The organism is Lapillicoccus sp. (assembly GCF_039935575.1).
Taxonomy (GTDB): Bacteria; Actinomycetota; Actinomycetes; order Actinomycetales; family Dermatophilaceae; genus Lapillicoccus.
In genome coordinates, this window is the sequence record NZ_JBDTKA010000139.1 from 23185 (window position 1) to 40730 (window position 17546).

22 protein-coding genes and 1 tRNA gene are annotated in these 17546 nt (G+C 69.2%); 9 read left to right on the forward strand and 14 right to left on the reverse strand.

Features of this window, described 5'->3' with window-relative positions:
- Positions 1 to 130: 130 nt before the first annotated feature.
- From ABI385_RS16520 to ABI385_RS16545, 6 genes are all read left to right on the forward strand, one after another.
- Positions 131 to 961, forward strand: a complete 831-nt coding sequence (locus ABI385_RS16520; RefSeq protein ID WP_348104853.1) for a uracil-DNA glycosylase — start codon at positions 131 to 133, stop codon at positions 959 to 961.
- Positions 962 to 995: 34 nt separating this feature from the next.
- Positions 996 to 1544, forward strand: a complete 549-nt coding sequence (locus tag ABI385_RS16525; RefSeq protein ID WP_348104854.1) for an ACT domain-containing protein — start codon at positions 996 to 998, stop codon at positions 1542 to 1544.
- Complete coding sequence (def, locus tag ABI385_RS16530) at positions 1541 to 2095, forward strand: peptide deformylase (RefSeq protein ID WP_348104855.1); 555 nt, start codon at positions 1541 to 1543, stop codon at positions 2093 to 2095. The genes ABI385_RS16525 and def overlap by 4 nt, the downstream gene beginning before the upstream one ends.
- A 50-nt stretch (positions 2096 to 2145) precedes the next feature.
- Positions 2146 to 2219: transfer RNA gene (locus ABI385_RS16535), tRNA-Leu, on the forward strand.
- 464 nt (positions 2220 to 2683) lie between these two features.
- Positions 2684 to 3565: a Bax inhibitor-1/YccA family protein gene (locus ABI385_RS16540; RefSeq protein WP_348104856.1), complete on the forward strand. Its 882-nt coding sequence runs from the start codon at positions 2684 to 2686 to the stop codon at positions 3563 to 3565.
- Positions 3566 to 3680: 115 nt separating this feature from the next.
- Positions 3681 to 3860, forward strand: a complete 180-nt coding sequence (locus ABI385_RS16545) for a hypothetical protein (RefSeq protein WP_348104857.1) — start codon at positions 3681 to 3683, stop codon at positions 3858 to 3860.
- 105 nt (positions 3861 to 3965) lie between these two features.
- On the opposite strand, the gene ABI385_RS16550 is transcribed toward ABI385_RS16545, so the two are convergent.
- From ABI385_RS16550 to ABI385_RS16570, 5 genes are all read right to left on the reverse strand, one after another.
- Positions 3966 to 4145: a hypothetical protein gene (locus ABI385_RS16550; protein WP_348104858.1), complete on the reverse strand. Its 180-nt coding sequence runs from the start codon at positions 4143 to 4145 to the stop codon at positions 3966 to 3968.
- A 26-nt stretch (positions 4146 to 4171) separates the two neighbouring features.
- The gene (locus ABI385_RS16555) at positions 4172 to 4738 is read right to left on the reverse strand and encodes a hypothetical protein (protein WP_348104859.1); all 567 of its coding nucleotides are present in this window, start codon (positions 4736 to 4738) and stop codon (positions 4172 to 4174) included.
- Positions 4735 to 5031 (reverse strand): PadR family transcriptional regulator, encoded by a 297-nt coding sequence (locus ABI385_RS16560; RefSeq protein ID WP_348104860.1) that lies wholly within the window; start codon positions 5029 to 5031, stop codon positions 4735 to 4737. The genes ABI385_RS16555 and ABI385_RS16560 overlap by 4 nt, the downstream gene beginning before the upstream one ends.
- A 130-nt stretch (positions 5032 to 5161) precedes the next feature.
- Positions 5162 to 6385: an acetyl-CoA C-acetyltransferase gene (locus ABI385_RS16565; protein WP_348104861.1), complete on the reverse strand. Its 1224-nt coding sequence runs from the start codon at positions 6383 to 6385 to the stop codon at positions 5162 to 5164.
- A 130-nt stretch (positions 6386 to 6515) separates the two neighbouring features.
- Positions 6516 to 7571 (reverse strand): SGNH/GDSL hydrolase family protein, encoded by a 1056-nt coding sequence (locus ABI385_RS16570; RefSeq protein ID WP_348104862.1) that lies wholly within the window; start codon positions 7569 to 7571, stop codon positions 6516 to 6518.
- Positions 7572 to 7730: 159 nt separating this feature from the next.
- Between ABI385_RS16570 and ABI385_RS16575 the strand changes: the two genes are divergently transcribed.
- Positions 7731 to 9095 (forward strand): cystathionine beta-synthase, encoded by a 1365-nt coding sequence (locus tag ABI385_RS16575; protein WP_348104863.1) that lies wholly within the window; start codon positions 7731 to 7733, stop codon positions 9093 to 9095.
- 35 nt (positions 9096 to 9130) lie between these two features.
- Here ABI385_RS16575 and ABI385_RS16580 read toward each other — a convergent pair whose 3' ends face one another.
- From ABI385_RS16580 to ABI385_RS16590, 3 genes are read right to left on the reverse strand one after another with little or no spacing between them, the layout of a single operon-like run.
- Positions 9131 to 9535: a VOC family protein gene (locus ABI385_RS16580; RefSeq protein WP_348104864.1), complete on the reverse strand. Its 405-nt coding sequence runs from the start codon at positions 9533 to 9535 to the stop codon at positions 9131 to 9133.
- Between the two features lie 54 nt (positions 9536 to 9589).
- Positions 9590 to 9970 (reverse strand): AraC family transcriptional regulator, encoded by a 381-nt coding sequence (locus ABI385_RS16585; RefSeq protein ID WP_348104865.1) that lies wholly within the window; start codon positions 9968 to 9970, stop codon positions 9590 to 9592.
- Positions 9971 to 9987: 17 nt separating this feature from the next.
- Complete coding sequence (locus tag ABI385_RS16590) at positions 9988 to 10878, reverse strand: ABC transporter substrate-binding protein (protein WP_348104866.1); 891 nt, start codon at positions 10876 to 10878, stop codon at positions 9988 to 9990.
- Between the two features lie 368 nt (positions 10879 to 11246).
- Between ABI385_RS16590 and ABI385_RS16595 the strand changes: the two genes are divergently transcribed.
- On the forward strand, positions 11247 to 11879 hold the full coding sequence (locus tag ABI385_RS16595) for a hypothetical protein (RefSeq protein WP_348104867.1): 633 nt from the start codon (positions 11247 to 11249) through the stop codon (positions 11877 to 11879).
- A gap of 26 nt (positions 11880 to 11905) precedes the next feature.
- On the forward strand, positions 11906 to 12436 hold the full coding sequence (locus tag ABI385_RS16600; protein ID WP_348104868.1) for a 2'-5' RNA ligase family protein: 531 nt from the start codon (positions 11906 to 11908) through the stop codon (positions 12434 to 12436).
- A 10-nt stretch (positions 12437 to 12446) separates the two neighbouring features.
- Here ABI385_RS16600 and ABI385_RS16605 read toward each other — a convergent pair whose 3' ends face one another.
- From ABI385_RS16605 to ABI385_RS16630, 6 genes are all read right to left on the reverse strand, one after another.
- Positions 12447 to 13652, reverse strand: a complete 1206-nt coding sequence (locus tag ABI385_RS16605) for a pyrophosphate--fructose-6-phosphate 1-phosphotransferase (protein ID WP_348104869.1) — start codon at positions 13650 to 13652, stop codon at positions 12447 to 12449.
- Positions 13653 to 13680: 28 nt separating this feature from the next.
- On the reverse strand, positions 13681 to 14772 hold the full coding sequence (locus ABI385_RS16610; RefSeq protein ID WP_348104870.1) for a radical SAM protein: 1092 nt from the start codon (positions 14770 to 14772) through the stop codon (positions 13681 to 13683).
- A gap of 13 nt (positions 14773 to 14785) precedes the next feature.
- Complete coding sequence (locus ABI385_RS16615; RefSeq protein WP_348104871.1) at positions 14786 to 15154, reverse strand: DsrE family protein; 369 nt, start codon at positions 15152 to 15154, stop codon at positions 14786 to 14788.
- On the reverse strand, positions 15151 to 15477 hold the full coding sequence (locus ABI385_RS16620; RefSeq protein ID WP_348104872.1) for a sulfurtransferase TusA family protein: 327 nt from the start codon (positions 15475 to 15477) through the stop codon (positions 15151 to 15153). The genes ABI385_RS16615 and ABI385_RS16620 overlap by 4 nt, the downstream gene beginning before the upstream one ends.
- A 169-nt stretch (positions 15478 to 15646) precedes the next feature.
- Positions 15647 to 16384, reverse strand: a complete 738-nt coding sequence (locus ABI385_RS16625; protein WP_348104873.1) for a GAF and ANTAR domain-containing protein — start codon at positions 16382 to 16384, stop codon at positions 15647 to 15649.
- Between the two features lie 140 nt (positions 16385 to 16524).
- Entirely contained in the window at positions 16525 to 17349 is an 825-nt protein-coding gene (locus ABI385_RS16630; protein ID WP_348104874.1) for a sigma-70 family RNA polymerase sigma factor, read from the reverse strand.
- Between the last annotated feature and the right edge of the window lie 197 nt (positions 17350 to 17546).

The following is a 17546-nucleotide window of genomic DNA, read 5'->3' on the forward strand; positions in this document are numbered from 1 at the left end:
CACAGGTCTACTGGTTTCGACTCCGGAATGCTGGCTGGAACCGAGCACAACGTGAGTCCAGTCGAAGAAGGCGTGAGTCCTGATCAGGGGCGTCGCTGGCGGGCCCCGGCCGTGGAATATGGTCGCCCGCATGCCCAGCGTGTGGCTTCCGCACCCGGTCACCGGGGTGCTGTTCGACTCACCGGTGCCCGCGGGGACGGGCTGGCCCGGTGACCCGGCGGACTCGTCGACCCCGGTCGCGAGAACCGCCGACCAGGTGCGCCGGTATGCCGACGGTGCCCTCGCGGTCGCGACGCTCGACGCCCGCATCTCAGTCTGCCGAGCCTGCCCCCGACTCGTGGAATGGCGCGAAACCGTTGCTGCTCAGGGAAAGCGGGCCAGCTTCGCCGGACAGCCGTACTGGGGCCGCCCGGGTCCCGGCTTCGGCGACCCCGACGCCGAAGTTCTCGTTGTCGGCCTGGCTCCGGCCGCGAACGGTACGAACCGGACCGGCCGGATGTTCACTGGGGACCGCAGCGGCGACTGGTTGTATGCCGCTCTTTACCGGGCCGGGTACGCCAGCCAGCCGACGAGCGTGGCGGCCGGCGACGGGCTGGAGCTGCGTGGCATACGGATCGTCGCGGCGGTGCGGTGTGCGCCGCCGGCCAACAAACCCACGCCCATGGAGCGCGACACGTGCGGGCACTGGCTCGACCGTGACCTCGCCCTGGCCGAACCCCGGCTCAGGTCGATGTTGGCGCTCGGAAGCATCGCGTGGGACGCCGCGCTCGGCACGGCGAGGCGCAGCGGGTGGACGGTGCCGAGGCCGAAGCCTCGGTTCGGGCACGGCGCGGAGGCGGTGCTGGTGACTGCTGCTGGGCGGGAGGTACGGCTGGTCGGCAGCTACCACGTGAGCCAACAGAACACGTTCACGGGCAAGCTGACCGAGCCGATGCTCGATGCGGTCCTCGCCCGCCTCTGAGCCCCCTCTGAGACCGGTGGATACGCTCGCGCAGATGGACGCCATCCCCCCCGAGGTAGAGCCCGCCAACCTCATTGCGGTCACCGTGCTCGGCGACGACCGGCCCGGGATCGTCGCGGACGTGACGAGCGCACTCGCGCGGCTCGGCGGCAACCTCGAAGACTCGACGATGACGTTGTTGCGCGGTCACTTTGCCATGGTCGTCCTGCTCCGCACCCCGCACGCCGGGTCCGAGGTCGAGGCCGTCCTGCACCCGCTCACCGACGGCGGGCAGCTCGTGGTCGACGTCCGACCCCTCCCCGAGCACGACGCACCCGACCGGCGTGGGACCGCATACGCACTGCGCGTCCACGGCGCCGACCGTCCCGGGATCGTCGCGACGATCACCGGGGTCGTCGCCCGGCACGGTGGCAACATCATCGACCTGGGCACCCGGCTCGGCGGGACCATGTACGTCCTGGTCGCCGAGCTCGTCCTGCCCGAAGGCGGCTCGGCCGAGGCGCTGGAGCGCGAGCTCGCCCAGGTGTCGCGCGACATCGGGGTCGAGGTCCACCTGACGCCGGTCGACGATGACCTGCTGTGAGCGGTCCGAACACTGCGCCCTCCTGGCGGCTGCCGCCGCTGCCACCGGGTCGTGTCCTCGAGGTCGTGCGCGCACCGGACCCGATGCTCGGGCAACCAGGGCAGCCGGTGGACCCCACAGCCGAGCATGTGGTGCAGCTGTCGGCCGACCTCGTCGCTACCCAACAGGTCTCGCGGGGATGCGTCGGGCTGGCTGCCCAGCAGGTCGGGGTGGCCTCCCAGGTGTTCAGCGTCGATGTGCGCGAGCACGCCAAGACCCGCAGCTGCCACGGCCTGTTCGTCCTGTGCAACGTCGAGATCGTTGCGACGTCCCGCCGAGAACGAGGTCGCGAGGGGTGCCTGTCGGTTCCAGACTTCACCGGTGACGTCGCGCGGGCCCACCGGCTCACCGTCCGCGGCCAGCTGCCGGTCACCGGGGAGTGGGTCACTCTCGAGACGGACGGCTTCGAGGCGGTCGCGATCCAGCACGAGATCGACCACACGCAAGGGCTGATCTTCCTCGACCGGGTCACCGGGCCACAGGGCGTGCACCCGCGGCGGACCTACCAGTGACGGCCGGCCAGCCGGCCTACCTCCTCGGCGGTGACCTCTAGAGTTGGCCTGCCCCCGTGGCCCAACCGGCAGAGGCAGGCGACTTAAAATCGCTACAGTGCGGGTTCGAATCCCGTCGGGGGCACCTACCGGCGGGCAAGGCGCTCACGATGCTCGAGTAGACCACCACGTCACGGACCGTCCCGTCCTGCCACAGGTCCTGGTTGCGCAGCACCCCGTCCTGCTTGGCGCCGAGCGCCTCGATCGCGCGATCGTCGGCGTGGCTGCGGATCGCCCACGGGGCCACCTCGCCGGACGCCTGCAGCGCCAGCCGTCGCTCGATCTCCGCACCCATCGCCTCCGGTGCCGGGATGCGGGTCACCCAGAGTCGGTGCAGGGCGTTCTCGGCCACCGCTTCGGCCAGCTCGTCGGTGTGTTTGGAAGACAGGGGTTCGAGGGTCAGACGCTCGCCCACGAGCGTCGGGTGTCGGCGAAGGTCACAGCTGCACACTAGAGACGGCGGTCGGGAACAAACGAGGCGCTCCGAACGCCCTATTCTTTGGGGAGACAACTGAGCGTCCGCACGGGCGCCCGAGCAGTGGAGGACAGATGGCCGGCAACAACCCGGTTTTCGCGCAGGTCAACAAGCAGATCCAGGACGGGTATGCCGGCTTCGGCCAGCAGCGCACCGGGCAGCCGGGTGCACAGCCCGGCGGAGTGCAGTCCGGCATGCAGCCGGGCATGTTCGGCGCCCAGGACGCGGTAAGCCAGGACCAGCTGGAGAACATGTACCAGCAGCCGCCCGCCGGGCCCATCCAGACCGGCCGGCTGACCGTCGACGACGTCGTGATGAAGACCCTCGGGCTGTTCGCCCTCGTCCTGGTCTTCGCGGCCGGGTCGTGGCTGGTCACCCGCAACAGCCCCGGCCTGCTCATGCCGGTGTGGATCGGCGGCATGTTCGTCGGGCTGGCCATCGGGTTGGCCATCGCCTTCATGAAGAAGGTCAGCGTTCCTTTGATCGTGGCCTACGCGGTGGTCGAGGGTGTGTTCGTCGGCGCCTTCAGCCAGTTCATGGAGCGCTCCTACACCGGCATCGTTGTCACCGCCGTCGTCGCGACGCTGTGCACGTTCGCCGGAATGCTCGCCGGCTACCGCTTCGGGATCATCAAGGTCACCAGCCGCAGCCGCCGGATCTTCAACATGGCGATCATGGGTTACCTGCTGTTCAGCATGGTGAACATCGTCGCCTTGCTGTTCGGCTGGACGAGCGGCTGGGGTTTCGGGGGCAACGGGATCATCGGGATCGGCATCTCGTTGCTGGGCGTCGGCCTGGCGGCGTACTCGCTAGCCCTCGACTTCGACAACATTCAGCACGCCGTCCAGGCGCAGCTTCCGGAGAAGTACTCCTGGCTGCTCGCCCATGGACTGATCGTGTCGCTCATCTGGCTCTACCTCGAGATCCTGCGTCTGCTCGCCCGGATGCGCAACTGACATCGACGAGCCGGGCACATCCAGGGAGACCCTGACGGAACTGAGGCGCGTGGTCGAACGGTGGCGTCAGCTGCCGCTCGACCACGCGCTTTCTCGGATGCCCGTGGTGAGGGCCATGATCCAGCAGCTCGCGGACTTGGCCGCCGAGGAAGAGGGGCGGGCACGCATACCCGTGCCCGACCTCGGACCGGCCGTGGCCATGGACCAGCTCGCCGTGATGGTCCACGATGGGGCGTCGAGGGTTGGCGCGGAGGCGATGACGGATCGGCTGGTCGAGCTGCGACGGGCGCTCTGAAGGGTGCCGCCCATGGCGCAGTATTGAGCACACGCGTCACGATCCGTAGCGAGCCGTTGTTGTCGATCTCGATGTTCGTCCGCACCATGTTCGTCCGCGCCTTGCTCAGTCGACCTGGCACTTCGTCATCTGGCCGGACAGCCGATGAGCCGGGACGAGGCCCTGAGCATGCGAGGCGTCCACGCGGTCGACCACGCCCCGGCAGACGTCATCGGTGTCGAGATGGACCACGCCTCTCACACCGAGGATGACGTTTGCGGCAGGTAACAGCGCCGTTGAAGCCATTCCGGCATGGACGTATGACGCTGAAGTCAGTGCGGTCGTCGGGTGTAGGCGGCGACGGCGGAGGCGACGAACACGATGAGGCTGACACCGAGAACAAGGAGTCCAGCTCCGCCGTGGGTGGCCGCCCCCGACGGCGGGGTGGAGGTGTCGGCGGCGTCGATCTGTACGCCAAGAACCCACCAGACGTAGGACGCCGCGCAGATTCCGACCACCGTCGAAAGGCCGAGCAGCCAGTGCGTCAGCAGCGACGGCCGGCCGGCGAAAGTGAGCCCCACTGCGGCCAGAACGAGACCGACGAGTAGTGCCACACCGAACAAGCCGCCACCCAGGAAGGCCAAAACGATCAAGACCGCAACGACCACCCACCCGGAGACAGCGACCCCGAGACCCCGGCCACCGAGCAGCGCGTGACCGGTCCAGCGTGCCCGCCGCCGGAGCGCGACACTCATGGCACCCCGCAAGACCTGCGGGGAGCCAGCACCAGCGGCACCAGCGTGCGACAGGTCGTGTTCCCATTCTTCGGCGTACCGGGCACGTTCGTCCTTGGGGGTGAGCCGGATCGCGCTGCGCAGCCGTCGGTTGCTTAAGGTCATGACTTACCCCTTGACGTAGTTGGTGTCGAACTCAGCCCCTTCGACTGCGCCCAGGCGCGCCCCTCTTCAGTCAGGGCATATAGCCGGCGTCGCGGGCCGGGTCCGTCACGTTCGATATCCCATCGAGAAGCCACGAACTTTGCTCGCTCCAGCCGCTCCAGCAACGGATACACGGTCCCCGTGGGTCGACCTGAAGCGGCTGACACACGTAGCCCCCACGTCTCCTCATGGGCGTCGAGGAGGATGCAGAGCACGTCCCGCAAGGCGGGCGTCTGCCGAAGATAGGTGCTCATATGCTAACGCTATATACATAGACTCAGGTTGCGCCGACTGAGTGAGTTCCGCAACAGGAAGCATTCGATCTCTGGGAGCCTTGTCCCGCTCGTCCACGATGGCCTCAGCGAGTTCGGCCTACTCGCATCCCTAGGACAGGCGTTCGAAGATGATGGCCATGCCCTGGCCGCCGCCGACGCACATCGTCTCGAGACCGTACTGGCCGTCGCGTTCCTGCAGCCCGTTGAGCAGCGTCGTCGTGATCCGCGCCCCGGTCGAGCCGAACGGGTGCCCGAGCGCGATCGCGCCGCCGTGGACGTTGAGCTTGTCGAAGTCCATCCCCAGGGCGTCGGCACTCGGCAGCACCTGCGCGGCGAACGCCTCGTTGATCTCGTAGAGGTCCATGTCCCTGATGGTCAGCCCAGCCCGGCCCAGCGCCTGCCGGGACGCGTCGATCGGGCCGAGGCCCATGATCTCGGGGGACAGGCCGGAGACGCCGGTCGCGACTACTCGTGCGAGCGGGGTGAGGCCGAGCCGGGCTGCCTTGGTGTCGCTCATCACCACGACCGCCGCCGCCCCGTCGTTGAGCGGGCAGCAGTTGCCGGCGGTGACCGTGCCGTTCTCACGAAAGACCGGGTTCAGCGCACTGACGCCCTCGATCGTGACGCCGGCCCGGGGTCCGTCGTCGGCCCTGACCACCGTGCCGTCGGCGAGCGTCACCGGGGCGATTTCGCGCTCGAAGAACCCGTTGGCGATGGCCTTCTCGGCGCGGTTCTGGCTGCTCACGCCCCACTCGTCCTGGCGGGCGCGGGAGATGCCGAGTGACGTGGCGACGTTCTCGGCGGTCTGACCCATCGCGATGTAGACGTCGGGGATGCGTCCGTCCTCGCGCGGGTCGGTCCACGTCTCGTTGGTGGTGGCCATCTCGAGCGCCTGGGCGGTGGCCTCGTCGAACAGCGGGTTGCGGGCATCGGGGTCTGCGCCGCCCGCCCCGGCGAAGTTCGCGTATGACGAGACGCACTCGACGCCGCCCGAGACGAAGACCTCGCCCTCGCCTGCCTTGATCGCGTGGTAGGCCATCCGGGTGGTCTGGACGCTGGACGCGCAGAACCGGTTCACGGTCGACGCCGGCAGCCTGTCGTAACCCGCCAGCACCGTGATGACGCGCGCCAGGTTGGCGCCTTGCTTCCCGGACGGCTCGGCGCAGCCCCAGTAGAGATCGTCGATGTCGGACGGGTCCAGTCCCGGGACCTTGGCCAGCGTGGCGCGCAGTACCTGGACCGACAGGTCGTCGGGCCGGACGTCCTTCAGAGAGCCCTTGAAGGCCCGCCCGATCGGGGTGCGAGCAGTGGCGACGATGACGGCTTCGGGCACGGGGTCCTCCTTTGGACAGGTGAGCACTCGCTCACCCAACGCTGACCAGGGTATGCCGCGCGACGGTGGCAGTAATGACCGAGGATGACGCAGGCCGTCGCAGGATGACGCAGGACGTCGGGGCGGGAGATCAGCTCGCCGAGTCGACCTGCTGCGTCTGACCCATCGATGGGTCCTGCGTGCGGCCTGGGTGGGGGAGCCGCACGCGGTGGAGCACCATGGCCCACCTTCCCAGCGGCCCCCGTGTCTCGCCGGCAATCTGGGTGGGGCTCACCTCGGTGCCGGGGTCTCGGACGGCGCGGGTGGCGGCGCGGGAGACCGGACGGACCTGCTGCCCGACGTCGCCGCGTTGCAGCCCGAACGAGCTGCCGGCCTCCTGCGGGAACAGACCCAGCGCCGAGCAGACGCTCGGCAGCATCGCCGCGGCCGCCCGTGCATACCCGGCCGGTGAAGGGTGGAACCGGTCGGTGCTGAACATCTCTCCCGGTGCTGCCGCGAACTCGGGGCCGATGAGGTCACCGAGCGAGACCGTGCGCCCGCCGGCCTCGACGACGGCCACGGTCTGGGCGGCGGCGAGGTCGCGGCTCCACCGTCGGGCGATGGCTCGCAGCGGCTGGGCGATCGGCTGGATGGTGCCGAGATCGGGACAGGTGCCCACGACGACCTGGGCGGAGGACGCGCGCAGGCGGCGTGCTGCCTCCTCGAGGTGACGGACGGCGATCGACTTGTCGATCCGGTGGGTGATGTCGTTGGTGCCGATGAGCAGGACAGCGACGTCTGGTCGGGCCACCAGGTCCAGGGCGTTGGCGACCTGCAGGTCGAGGTCGGCGGACGTCGCACCCACCACGGCCACGTTGGTCAGCCGCACCGGCCGGCCGCTGAAGGCCGAGACTCCGGTGGCCACGATGGCGCCGATCGTCTGGTCGATGCGCTCGGCCCCCAGCCCGGCTGCGCTGCTGTCGCCCAGGACGACCATCTGGAGGGGGGTGCCCGGCCCGGAGCCGTAGAGCGCGTCGTCGTCCGGCGCCTTACCCGGGAGAATCCCCACGGCCCGCTTGGCCAGCAACGCCTCGGCCTTGATCAGGGCGTACCCGACCGCCCCGATCGCCCCGATCCCGGCCACCCCGAACCCGCCACCGTAGGCGGCCGTCTGGGCGATGCGTCGCGCCCGCCGTGCTCGTCCCATCCCGCACCCCCTGCCGTGTTGCCGACGTTCTCGATCCCGGCTCCCGTTCCGGTCCTCCACCGTACGACGCGACTCTGACGCCCACACCCCGGTTTACACAACGGACCGGTATCGGGAGTGCGTACGTCTGGTGACAACAAAGGAGGGACAATCAATCCCGTGAAGTACGCCGAGCACATCTCCGACCTCGTCGGTCACACGCCTCTCGTCAAGCTGTCCTCGGTCACCGAGGGCATCGTCTGCACGGTCCTGGCCAAGATCGAGTACCTCAACCCCGGCGGGTCGGTGAAGGACCGCATCGCGCTGCCGATGATCGACGCGGCCGAAAAGTCGGGTGCCCTCCAACCGGGCGGCACGATCGTCGAGCCCACGTCGGGCAACACCGGCGTCGGACTGGCGCTCATTGCCCAAAAGCGCGGCTACCACTGCGTGTTCGTGTGCCCGGACAAGGTCAGCGAGGACAAGCGCAACGTGCTCAAGGCCTACGGCGCCGACGTCGTCGTCTGCCCCACGGCCGTCTCGCCGGAGCATCCGGACTCCTACTACTCGGTCTCCGACCGGCTGGTCCGCGAGATCGACGGCGCCTGGAAGCCCGACCAGTACTCCAACCCGGAAGGACCCAACAGCCACTACGCGTCGACCGGTCCCGAGATCTGGTCCGACACCGACGGAGAGATCACCCACTTCGTCACCGGCATCGGGACGGGCGGGACCATCACGGGCACGGGTCGCTATCTGGGTGAGGTCTCCGACGGCCGGGTGCGGATCATCGGAGCCGACCCCGAGGGTTCGGTCTACTCCGGTGGGTCCGGACGGCCCTACCTCGTGGAGGGGGTCGGCGAGGACTTCTGGCCACGCGCATACGACCCCTCCGTCGTCCACGAGGTCGTGCCGGTCTCGGACGCCGACTCCTTCGCGATGACTCGCCGCCTCGCCCGTGAGGAAGGGCTGCTCGTCGGAGGCTCCTGCGGTATGGCGGTGGTCGCCGCCCTGCGCGTGGCACGCCGGCTGCCGGCCGAGGCGGTCGTCGTGGTGCTGCTGCCCGACTCCGGCCGTGGGTACCTCTCCAAGATCTTCTCCGACGACTGGATGAGCTCCTACGGGTTCCTCAACGCCGACGGCGAGACGACCGTGGGCGACGTGCTGCGCAGCAAGTCCGGGGCTCTGCCGGCCCTGGTGCACACGCACCCGGCCGAGACGGTGCGCACGGCCATCGACATCCTGCGTGAGTACGCCGTCTCGCAGATGCCGGTGGTCAAGGCCGAGCCGCCAGTGATGTCCGGCGAGGTGGCCGGTGCGGTGAGCGAGCGAGCCCTGCTCGAGCTGCTCTTCACCGGCAAGGCCCACCTCGCCGACTCGGTCGAGACCCACATGGAGCCCGGACTGCCGCTGGTCGGCTCAGGTGAGAAGGTCAGCGTCGCCCGGCACGAGCTCGAGAGCGCCGACGGCATCCTCGTCGTCGACGAGGGCAAGCCGGTCGGCGTGCTCACCCGGGCTGATCTGCTGGGTTTCCTCACCGACTGACGTCGCCTACGACTAGCGCTGCGGCGCAACGGGACTCAGGCGATACTACCGATCCTGATGTGGTTGCCGAAGGGGTCCCGGATCGCGAAGTCCGTGCCGTAGCCCTGGGTGATGACCTCCTGGGTGATCTCGACGCCTTTGGCCTTCAGCTCGTCGAAGGTGCCCTGGACGTCGTCGGTGCCGAACCCGAGCCAGCCACCGCCGGCGCCCTTGGTGACGAGCTCGCGGACCTGCGCCTCGGTCACGTCGTCGTGCGCCGGCTGGCCCGGCTTCTCGAGGAAGATCTCCTCGGTGCTGCCGGGGACGCGCACCGTCAGCCAGCGCATGAAGCCGAGGTCGGCATCGGTGCCGACCTCGAGCCCGAGGGTGCCCACGTAGAAGTCGAGGGCTTCGTCCTGGTCGAGGACGTAGATGGAGGAGAGGCGCTTGTGAGTGATCATGGGCCCCAGGCTAGGCAGGCATACCGGCGGGTCGCTTCTCCGAAACTGCTCGGGTCAGCCGCTCGGTCTGGTCCACCGCATGACGAAGCAGCCGGGGGCGTCGAGCGGCTGGACGTCGCGGCGGTATGCCGTCGGGGACTGGCCGACGACCTCCCGGAAGGTGCGGCTGAAGGTCCCCAGGCTCGAGTAGCCCACCGCCATGCAGATCCGCGTGACGTCAAGCTCGGTCGTGCGCATCAGGAACATGGCACGCTCGATGCGCCTGCGCTGCAGGTAACGATGCGGAGTCTCGCCGAAGGTGGCCCGGAAGGTGCGGGTGAAGTGCGCCTTCGATGAGTGCACCAGGGTCGCGAGCGCGGCGACGTCGAGCGGCTCGGCGTACGAACGGTCCATGGCGTCCCGGGCCCGGAGCATCAGGCGGTTGGTCTGCTCCACCGGGGAGAGCCTGGCCGTCACGCCACCTGACGGGCCATGGCCGGGTCGGGGTCACCGACTGCTGCGGGGTGGAAGATCGCGGCGAGGGCCTCGATGCCGTCGACCAGCCGAGGACCCGGGCGGGCGAACGAGGCGTTGGCGTCGACCGCCCATACCGGTATGCCGTCGGGCAGCTCACCCTCGGCGACCAGGGTTGCGGCGAGGTCGGCCGCGCCGTCGAGGTGGTAGCCGCAGGGAGCGACCACCACGAGCTCCGGTCGGCCGGCCAGCGCGACCGGCCAGGTGGTGCGGAACGACTTCTCGCCAGGAGCGCCGATCACGTTGACCCCGCCCGCCCGGTCGACCATCTCGGGGACCCAGTGGCCTGGCGCGAACGGAGGGTGGGTCCACTCGAGGACCAGGGCTCGAGGGCGCGAGCGGCCCCGGACGAGCCGTTCCACGGTGTCGAGCCGCGTCATGAGCCCGTCGACGATCGACTGGGCCTGGTCCTGCTGGCCGGTCGCGTCTCCGAGCAGCGCCACGGACCGCCACACCTCGTCGAGCGTGTGGGGGTCGACCGTGAGGACGTCCGCTCGGCAGCCAAGATGAGCCAGCGCCTCGTCGACGACGGACACGTCCACGGCGCAGACGGCGCAGAGGTCCTGGGTGACGACCAGGTCGGCGTCGAGTCCGGAGAGCGCGCCGGCGTCGAGGTGGTAGAGGTCCTCGCCGGCCCGCAGCCGCTCGACGACCACTCGGTCGATCTCGGCGGCGGTCAGCCCCTCGGGGAGCGCAGAGGTCGAGACGATCCGCCGCTCGCGGGCCTGGACGGGATAGTCGCACTCGAAGGTCACACCGACCACGTCGTCACCGGCCCCGAGTGCGAAGAGGATCTCCGTCGTCGACGGCAGGAGGGAGACGATGCGCATCGCTCGACTGTATGCGGCCGTTGCCACGACGAGACGGTCGGTTGTCCGCCTGGTCAGGTGCTTCTCCTCGACACGGTTGCCAGCGTTGCTCCGTCGCGGGTGTGCACCCGCAGCTCGGTCGCGGCTGCTGTACTACTACGCCAAGGACACTAAGGCCGGCGACACGACCGGACTCACGTTCCCGGCGACCGGACTCACATGTTCCCGGGAAATTCGGACACCGGAACAGCCGGAACCCGCAACAATATGAGTTCGGTCCGGGCAGGTGTGCAACGGCAGCCGCACGCGACTCGGTGTCAGATGTGGTCCAGGGTTCGCTCAGGGTCGTCCCTGAGGCAGGCATAAGCCGACCTGGTTAACGTGGAGACGTGCCCAGCTCCACGCCCACCCCAGAGCCCCCGCAGGTCTTCGACAGAGCCCGCTACTACGTCCCGCCGACCTTCACGCTCCTCGAGATGGACACCTGCACAGTGGCTGCGGACCTGGTCGACACGGGACGACGCTGGCTGCTCAACTTCAATGGACAGGTCTCGATGCCGGCCGACGGCGTTAGCCTCGGCTGGCGCACCGGTCACGAGGCGCGCGTGGTCGTGAACACCGAGATGGTGCCGAACGGAGGCTGGCCGCTCGAGCGACGGGCCAGGTCCGGTGCGGCATTCCTGGTGATCGGGGGTATGCACTTCTGGGGTCCGGAACCTCCCGAACAGACCGGTTGGCGCGAGCTACTCACGCAGGCAGAACACGACGCGGAGTCCTGGCAGTCCGGTGCGGTCGTCGTGGACGGACGCGCTACTCAGGCGCATGCCCGCGACATCCTCGGCATCCAGGTCGGTCATGCCGTCGTCGACGAGAGGCTCGTCACCTGGGCGTACGTCGGCATCCCGTCGATCCGGCTGCAGAGTCTCGCGGACGCCTCGGTATACACGGCCGACCCGCTGGCGCCGCACTCGACGGACGACCTGGAACGCGAGTGGGACGACTTCTTCCGGGACATCTCCTGAGCTCGCAAGACGGACGGTGAGGTGACGTGACCGTCCAGTCGGTCGAGCTGCTGCTGGACCGGGAGGTTGAGCGCCGGGTTCGGGCGGTCTGGCAGGCGCTGGCCGCCGCGGGCCTCCCGTCCCAGGCGCGGCATCTGGCGCCCAGCAACCGACCACACCTCACCCTGGTCGCGGTGGGCGCGTTGCCTGCCGACGCCGACGACCTGCTCCCCGCGCAGGTCGGCGAGCTGCCGGTGGCCGGGACGTGGGGTCGCGTCGCCGAGTTCGGCCATGGACCCTGGACGGTGGTTCGGCTCGTCGAACCGTCGGCCGGTATGCGTGCACTCCAGGCCCGGGTCGCCGGAGTCTGCGGGGTGCCGGCAGACAGCCTCACGACGCCGGAGCGCTGGACCCCGCACGTCACCCTCGCCCCCCGCGTGGGTGCGGAGGCACTGGCCCGGGTACACGCCGTGGTGGCCGTAGCCACCGACCATGGTGGGGACCGTGACGGGGATCCGGTGCTGGCCACCGGCATACGGCGGTGGGACGGCGCCGCCCGACGGGAGTGGCCGGTCTGACCGACCTCGCTCAGATCTGGCCAGTGTGTTTCAGCACGGTCTGGAACCAGTCGACGGACGTGTCGAACTTCTTGCCCCCGGCGATCCGCTCGAACTCGATCGCCCGCAGCTCGTCTCCGCGCTCCTCGTCCTGGCCCACGAGACCGGACACCCCGGCTCTGGCTGCCTCGACCGCCACGACCACCATGTCGCGGATCAGCGCGAGATCCTCATCGTTCGCCGGGGCGGAGCGGGAGAAGTAACCGCTTTTCTGGACCATCGTCTTCTCGGCCCCCACGAGATGGGCGAACTGCTTCGCGAACCACTGACCGGGGTTGACCTTGTCCAGCTTGACGTGCCCGAACGGGTCGCGCGGGACCTCCTCGCCGGCCGCCTCCAGCTGCTCGACGATCTCAGGGACACCAGCGCCCTCGGACAGGAAGATGTTGATGCAGCCGATGTCGTCCATGACGGCGCGCAGCCGGGCTGCCTCGGCGTCCATGTCGATGGAGACCTCGGGGACGTAGACCGCGTGGATGGCCCACCGCTCCGGCGTGAGACCGATTGACGGCACCCAGTCCCGGCCCGCGTGCCACTGCTGGTAGCGCTCTGCCGCCGCCGCCGTGAGCCATCCGCAGCCGCGGCCCATCACCTCGTGGACGATGAGCATGCGCGGGTTCGCGCCGTGCTCGGCAAGGACGTTCTGGGCGAACCTCGACGCCTGCTCGGCGGCGGTCCACGCCCCGAGAGACTGCCTGATCGGGATGATGTCGTTGTCGATCGTCTTGGGCAGGCCCACGACGGTGAGGTCGTAGTCCTGCTCGTGCAAGAAGGCGGCGAGGTCTCCGGCGGTGGTGTTGGTGTCGTCGCCGCCGATGGTGTGCAGGACGTCGACCCCGTCGGCGCGCAGCCTTTCGGCTGCCACCTCGAGCGGGTCGTCGCCCTCCTGGATGAGCCCCCGCGCCACCAGGTCGGCCGCGTTGGTCAGCTTGACCCGGCTGTTGCCGATCGGGCTGCCGCCGTACTCGTGGAGCAGGTACGCCTTGGCCCGGGCTTCGTGGTCGACGACGAGGGACGTGCCCGTGAGCACACCGTGGTAGCCGTGTTGGTAGGCAATGATCTCGACGTCGGGCAGCTCGGCTGTGTACCGCTGGATCAGCCCACCGACCGCGGACGAGAGGCAGGGGGCAAACCCACCGGCGGTGAGCAGGGCGACCTTACGCAGGCTTCGAGGCATGCTCGGCAGCCTAAGGGCTGGTCGTCGCTCAGGTGCAGCGAAAGACGGCCCGGCCCTGCGCGCCCGCTTGTTCCTGGACGGCGACGACGTCACGCATGACGTCGAGCACATGGCTCAGCGGGAGAGGTGCGTCGGCCACTTTGAGCTGGGGGTTGGTGACCGCTACAGGGTGCCACCAGGCGCCGTCGGCGGTGAGTGTGGGCTCCGGTTCGACGGTGTCGATGCTGACGACGACGCCGCTGTCGGCATGACCTTCCTTGGCCACCGGTCGGATGAGGCGGTCGTCAGGGTCGATACCCAGCTCCGCGAGCGTCTGGTCCAGGTTGCCGGCGTCGGCGGCCTCGTGTGCGGCGTAGGTGGCCGCTACGCGCACCCGGAAGCCGAGCTGTCGCACGAGCCGGATGCCAGCCACGGCCTTGGTATGCGACCCAGCGCCGCGTTGACGGTCGTGCAGGCCCGGCGAAGCGGAGTCGAGACTGACCTGGAGCGTCACGGTGTCCCGGTCGAGCGACTCGAGCGCAGCGCGACGTCGGCCTCGCTCGAACACCATGGCGTTGGTGAGCACGGTGACCGGGACGTATGCCGAAGTCACCGCGAGCAGGTCTCCGATCTGGGGATGCAAGAACGGCTCGCCGCCCGTGACGAGCAGCTCTCGGCCGCCCTGAGCTGCGAACTCGGCGGCTGCTGCTGCGGCCACCGCTACCGACATCAACCGGGGGTCCGCCCGGGGTGAGGAGCTGGCGCAGCAGTAGGTGCAGGCCAGGTTGCAGTGGAAGTTCGAGTACAACCACAGCCGGGTTCCCAGAGGGGCGGGGGCGCCGGCGGAGTACTCGACCGTGTCGACGGGCTCGGACCGTTGCCGCGGTCGCCCACGTCGCACCGACAGGTCCCACGGTCCTGCCCCGTCACCGTGGTCGGCGACCTGCAGCAGCTCGTGTCCGGCGAGGTGTGCCCAGGCGGGCAGGTCGGCCAACACCGAAGGCTCGCTGGTATGCAGCAGCAGCACCTGGCCCTCGTCGATGCCGCGCATGCGGGTCGTGATGGCCAACAGCAATCCGCTCCCGCAGTCCATGTCCCCCCCGTCGAACTCGGCCGCAGGCGTGGTTTGCGTGGATGACATCAGCGCGCCGGGCTCAGAAGGACAACGAGGCGGCGCCGTCGGCAAGCAGGGCGACCAGAGTGGCGCCGCCGACGATCGACGCGCCGGGAATCAGGTCGTCCGCTGTGATGCCGCGCTTCTTGGCGCACGGACTGCACACGAGAAAGGTGCCCCCGGCGTCGACGAACGTCGAGACCAGCTGGCTCATCGGTGCGAAGCCGTCCTCCTGCAGCTCGTCTGCGACGCCCTTGGCAGCCAGCCGCGTCCCCTCGGACGAGAGGAAGACCGTGGTCTTCTGTTCGGACGCAACCGAGGCGCCGGCCACGACCATCGCGACACTGCAACGATCCGGGTCATCGACCGAGTGCGTGAGGTTGACGACGAGTCCGTTCATGGATGTCATTGGTGGCCTTCTTGTTCGTGGGGGGTGGGACTGCCAGGCGGTTGCTGCAGCCGCCAAGGACGGTCGGGCTGGGTGGCCCGCGCCCGGGCAGCGATTCGAACGTCATAGTAGGGCCGGTCGTCATCGTGCAGCCCACTGCCCAGATAGGAGTGCCCGGTCAGGTGGCACCAGAAAGGGAGGTCGATCGCCGCCGCGGGGTCGGTCGCGACCAGGCGAATGTGAGCGCCTGGCGCAAGCGTGCGCACCCGGGCGGCAAGCACCAACAGCAGTTCGCCGCAGGCGCGATCCCCGCCGTCGAGCAGCTCACACCGATGCTCACTCAACCTGCTCAACATCCTCCTCCGCATCGGCGCCCTTGGTCCACAGCCGCCACCGGCGACGAAAGGACGGGCCTGCAGGGCGCCACCGGTGACCTTGTGACAGTACGACTCGGTGCCGCTTCGGCGCTAGGACCACAGGGCGCAGGTCGAGCGGGTCACATCGAGAGATGAGTCAAGCCGAACGTCCGGCGTTGTGATGGGCGACAACCTTGCGCGCCACCTCCGCGAGCTTGATGTTCATGTCCTGAGACGTCTTGCGCAACATGGCGAACGCCTCGACGTCGCCGATCTTGTGGAAGGCCATCAGCAGCCCGACCGCCTTGCCGATCTCGCGGTTGCTCTCGATACCTGCGGCGAGGGTGGTCGCCTCGTTGCGGTGATGGGCCGCGGAGACTGCCACCGAGGAGAAGGCCGCGAGCACGATGGCCGCGTCGCCACTCTCCTCCCTCAGCGCCCCCACGGTGTCGGAGAACAGGTTGAGCGCCCCGACCTTGCGGTTACCCGCAAGGATCCGGAACCCGGCCGCCCCCCGCACCGGCGTCTCGCTCAGCACGGCCCGCGACAGGTTGGGCCACTGTGTGCAGGCGGCGAGGTCCGGCTCGAACTGGGGGGCGTTGTCCACGATCGCGTCGAGGCAAGGACCCTCGCCGAACTGCCGCTCCAGCCTGTCGACGTAGGCCGCCACGTCGTCGGTGCTGACCGCCGTCGCGAAGCTCCCGTCGCTGCGCATCTGCATGATGCTGGCCCGGTCGCAGCCCTCGACCACCGTGACCGCGGCCTCGACGATGTTGCGGAACGTCGACTCGTAGTCCTGTGCGTCGTCGTAGATGACGTTGGCGAGCTCGGCGAAGATGCCGGCCAGGTGACGGTCGCTGCTGGCCTTGGTGCATGCCTGGGACTCGGTGGTCATTACGGGTTCGTAGCCTCCGGGGTCTGGGGAGCTGGGGAGGACCCTGCGGGCCCACCCCAGTATGCGTCAGACATTCCGCCCGCCGCGCATGCGTGGGTCCTGCCGGCCCTGCCGGCTCCCGCGTGTTGTCTGGGAGCGGCTCAGGCGAGCCTCACCATGCTGCTCTCGAGGACGAGCCGCGCCCGCCGGAGGGTGGCCCGCAGGATGCGGGAGACCTGCATCTGGCTGACGCCGATGCGTTCCGCGATCTCGGACTGGGTCAACGTCTCGACGAACCGCAGTCGCAGGACGAGACGCTCCCGCTCCGTCAGCTGGGCGATCCCCCGGGCGAGCCAGTCGCCGTCCTCCACCGCGGCATACGGGTCATCGCCACGTTCGCTGAGAGTCTCGTGGACGCCACCCGGGCCGGTCGTGTCATTGTCCCCCCCGACGGGCGGGGCATCCAGGGACAGGGCGTGGAAGCTGGACGCGGCGGCGTGAGCCTCGGCGACCTGGGTCGGCGCGACGCCCAACGTGCTGGCGACCTCCTCGACCGTAGGCGGTCGATGCAGGCGTTGCTCGAGGCTCGCCTCCGCCTCGCGTGTCTGGGCGCTCAGCTCCTGTAACCGCCGTGGCGGTCGCACCATCCAGCCGGCGTCGCGAAAGTGCCGCTTGATCTCGCCCGAGATGGTGGGTGCCGCGAAACCCGCGAACGAGTCGCCCAGGCCGCAGCGGTAGCGCTGGACCGCCTTGACCAGGCCCATCCGGGCCACCTGGACCAGGTCGTCCCGGTCGATCCCTCGACCGATGTAACGGGACGCGATCGAGTCGGCCAGTGCGAGGTTGAGCAGGACGATCGTCTCTTCCACCTCGCTGCGCCGAGCGAGGTCGCCGGCAGTGGCAGACGTGAGTGACGCGAGGTCGGCGAGCAGGAAATCGGTGCGCTCGCGCGACGGGTGGGTCTCGGGGGTGCCCGATACAGCCACAGTGACGCTCCTTGGGTAGCGTTTCGCCCGCGGCGCCACTGCTGGACCGCTAGGTGGAATACATCATTTTTCCGGACCCAACGCAAGGTTTCACCGGGGCTGCTGGACGTTTCGTCCTGCCCGGCGCGGGGTACGTTGTCGAGAGGCAGCAGGCGCCGTCGTCCTGACGACGCACTGACGAGCCTGCGCCTCGCACC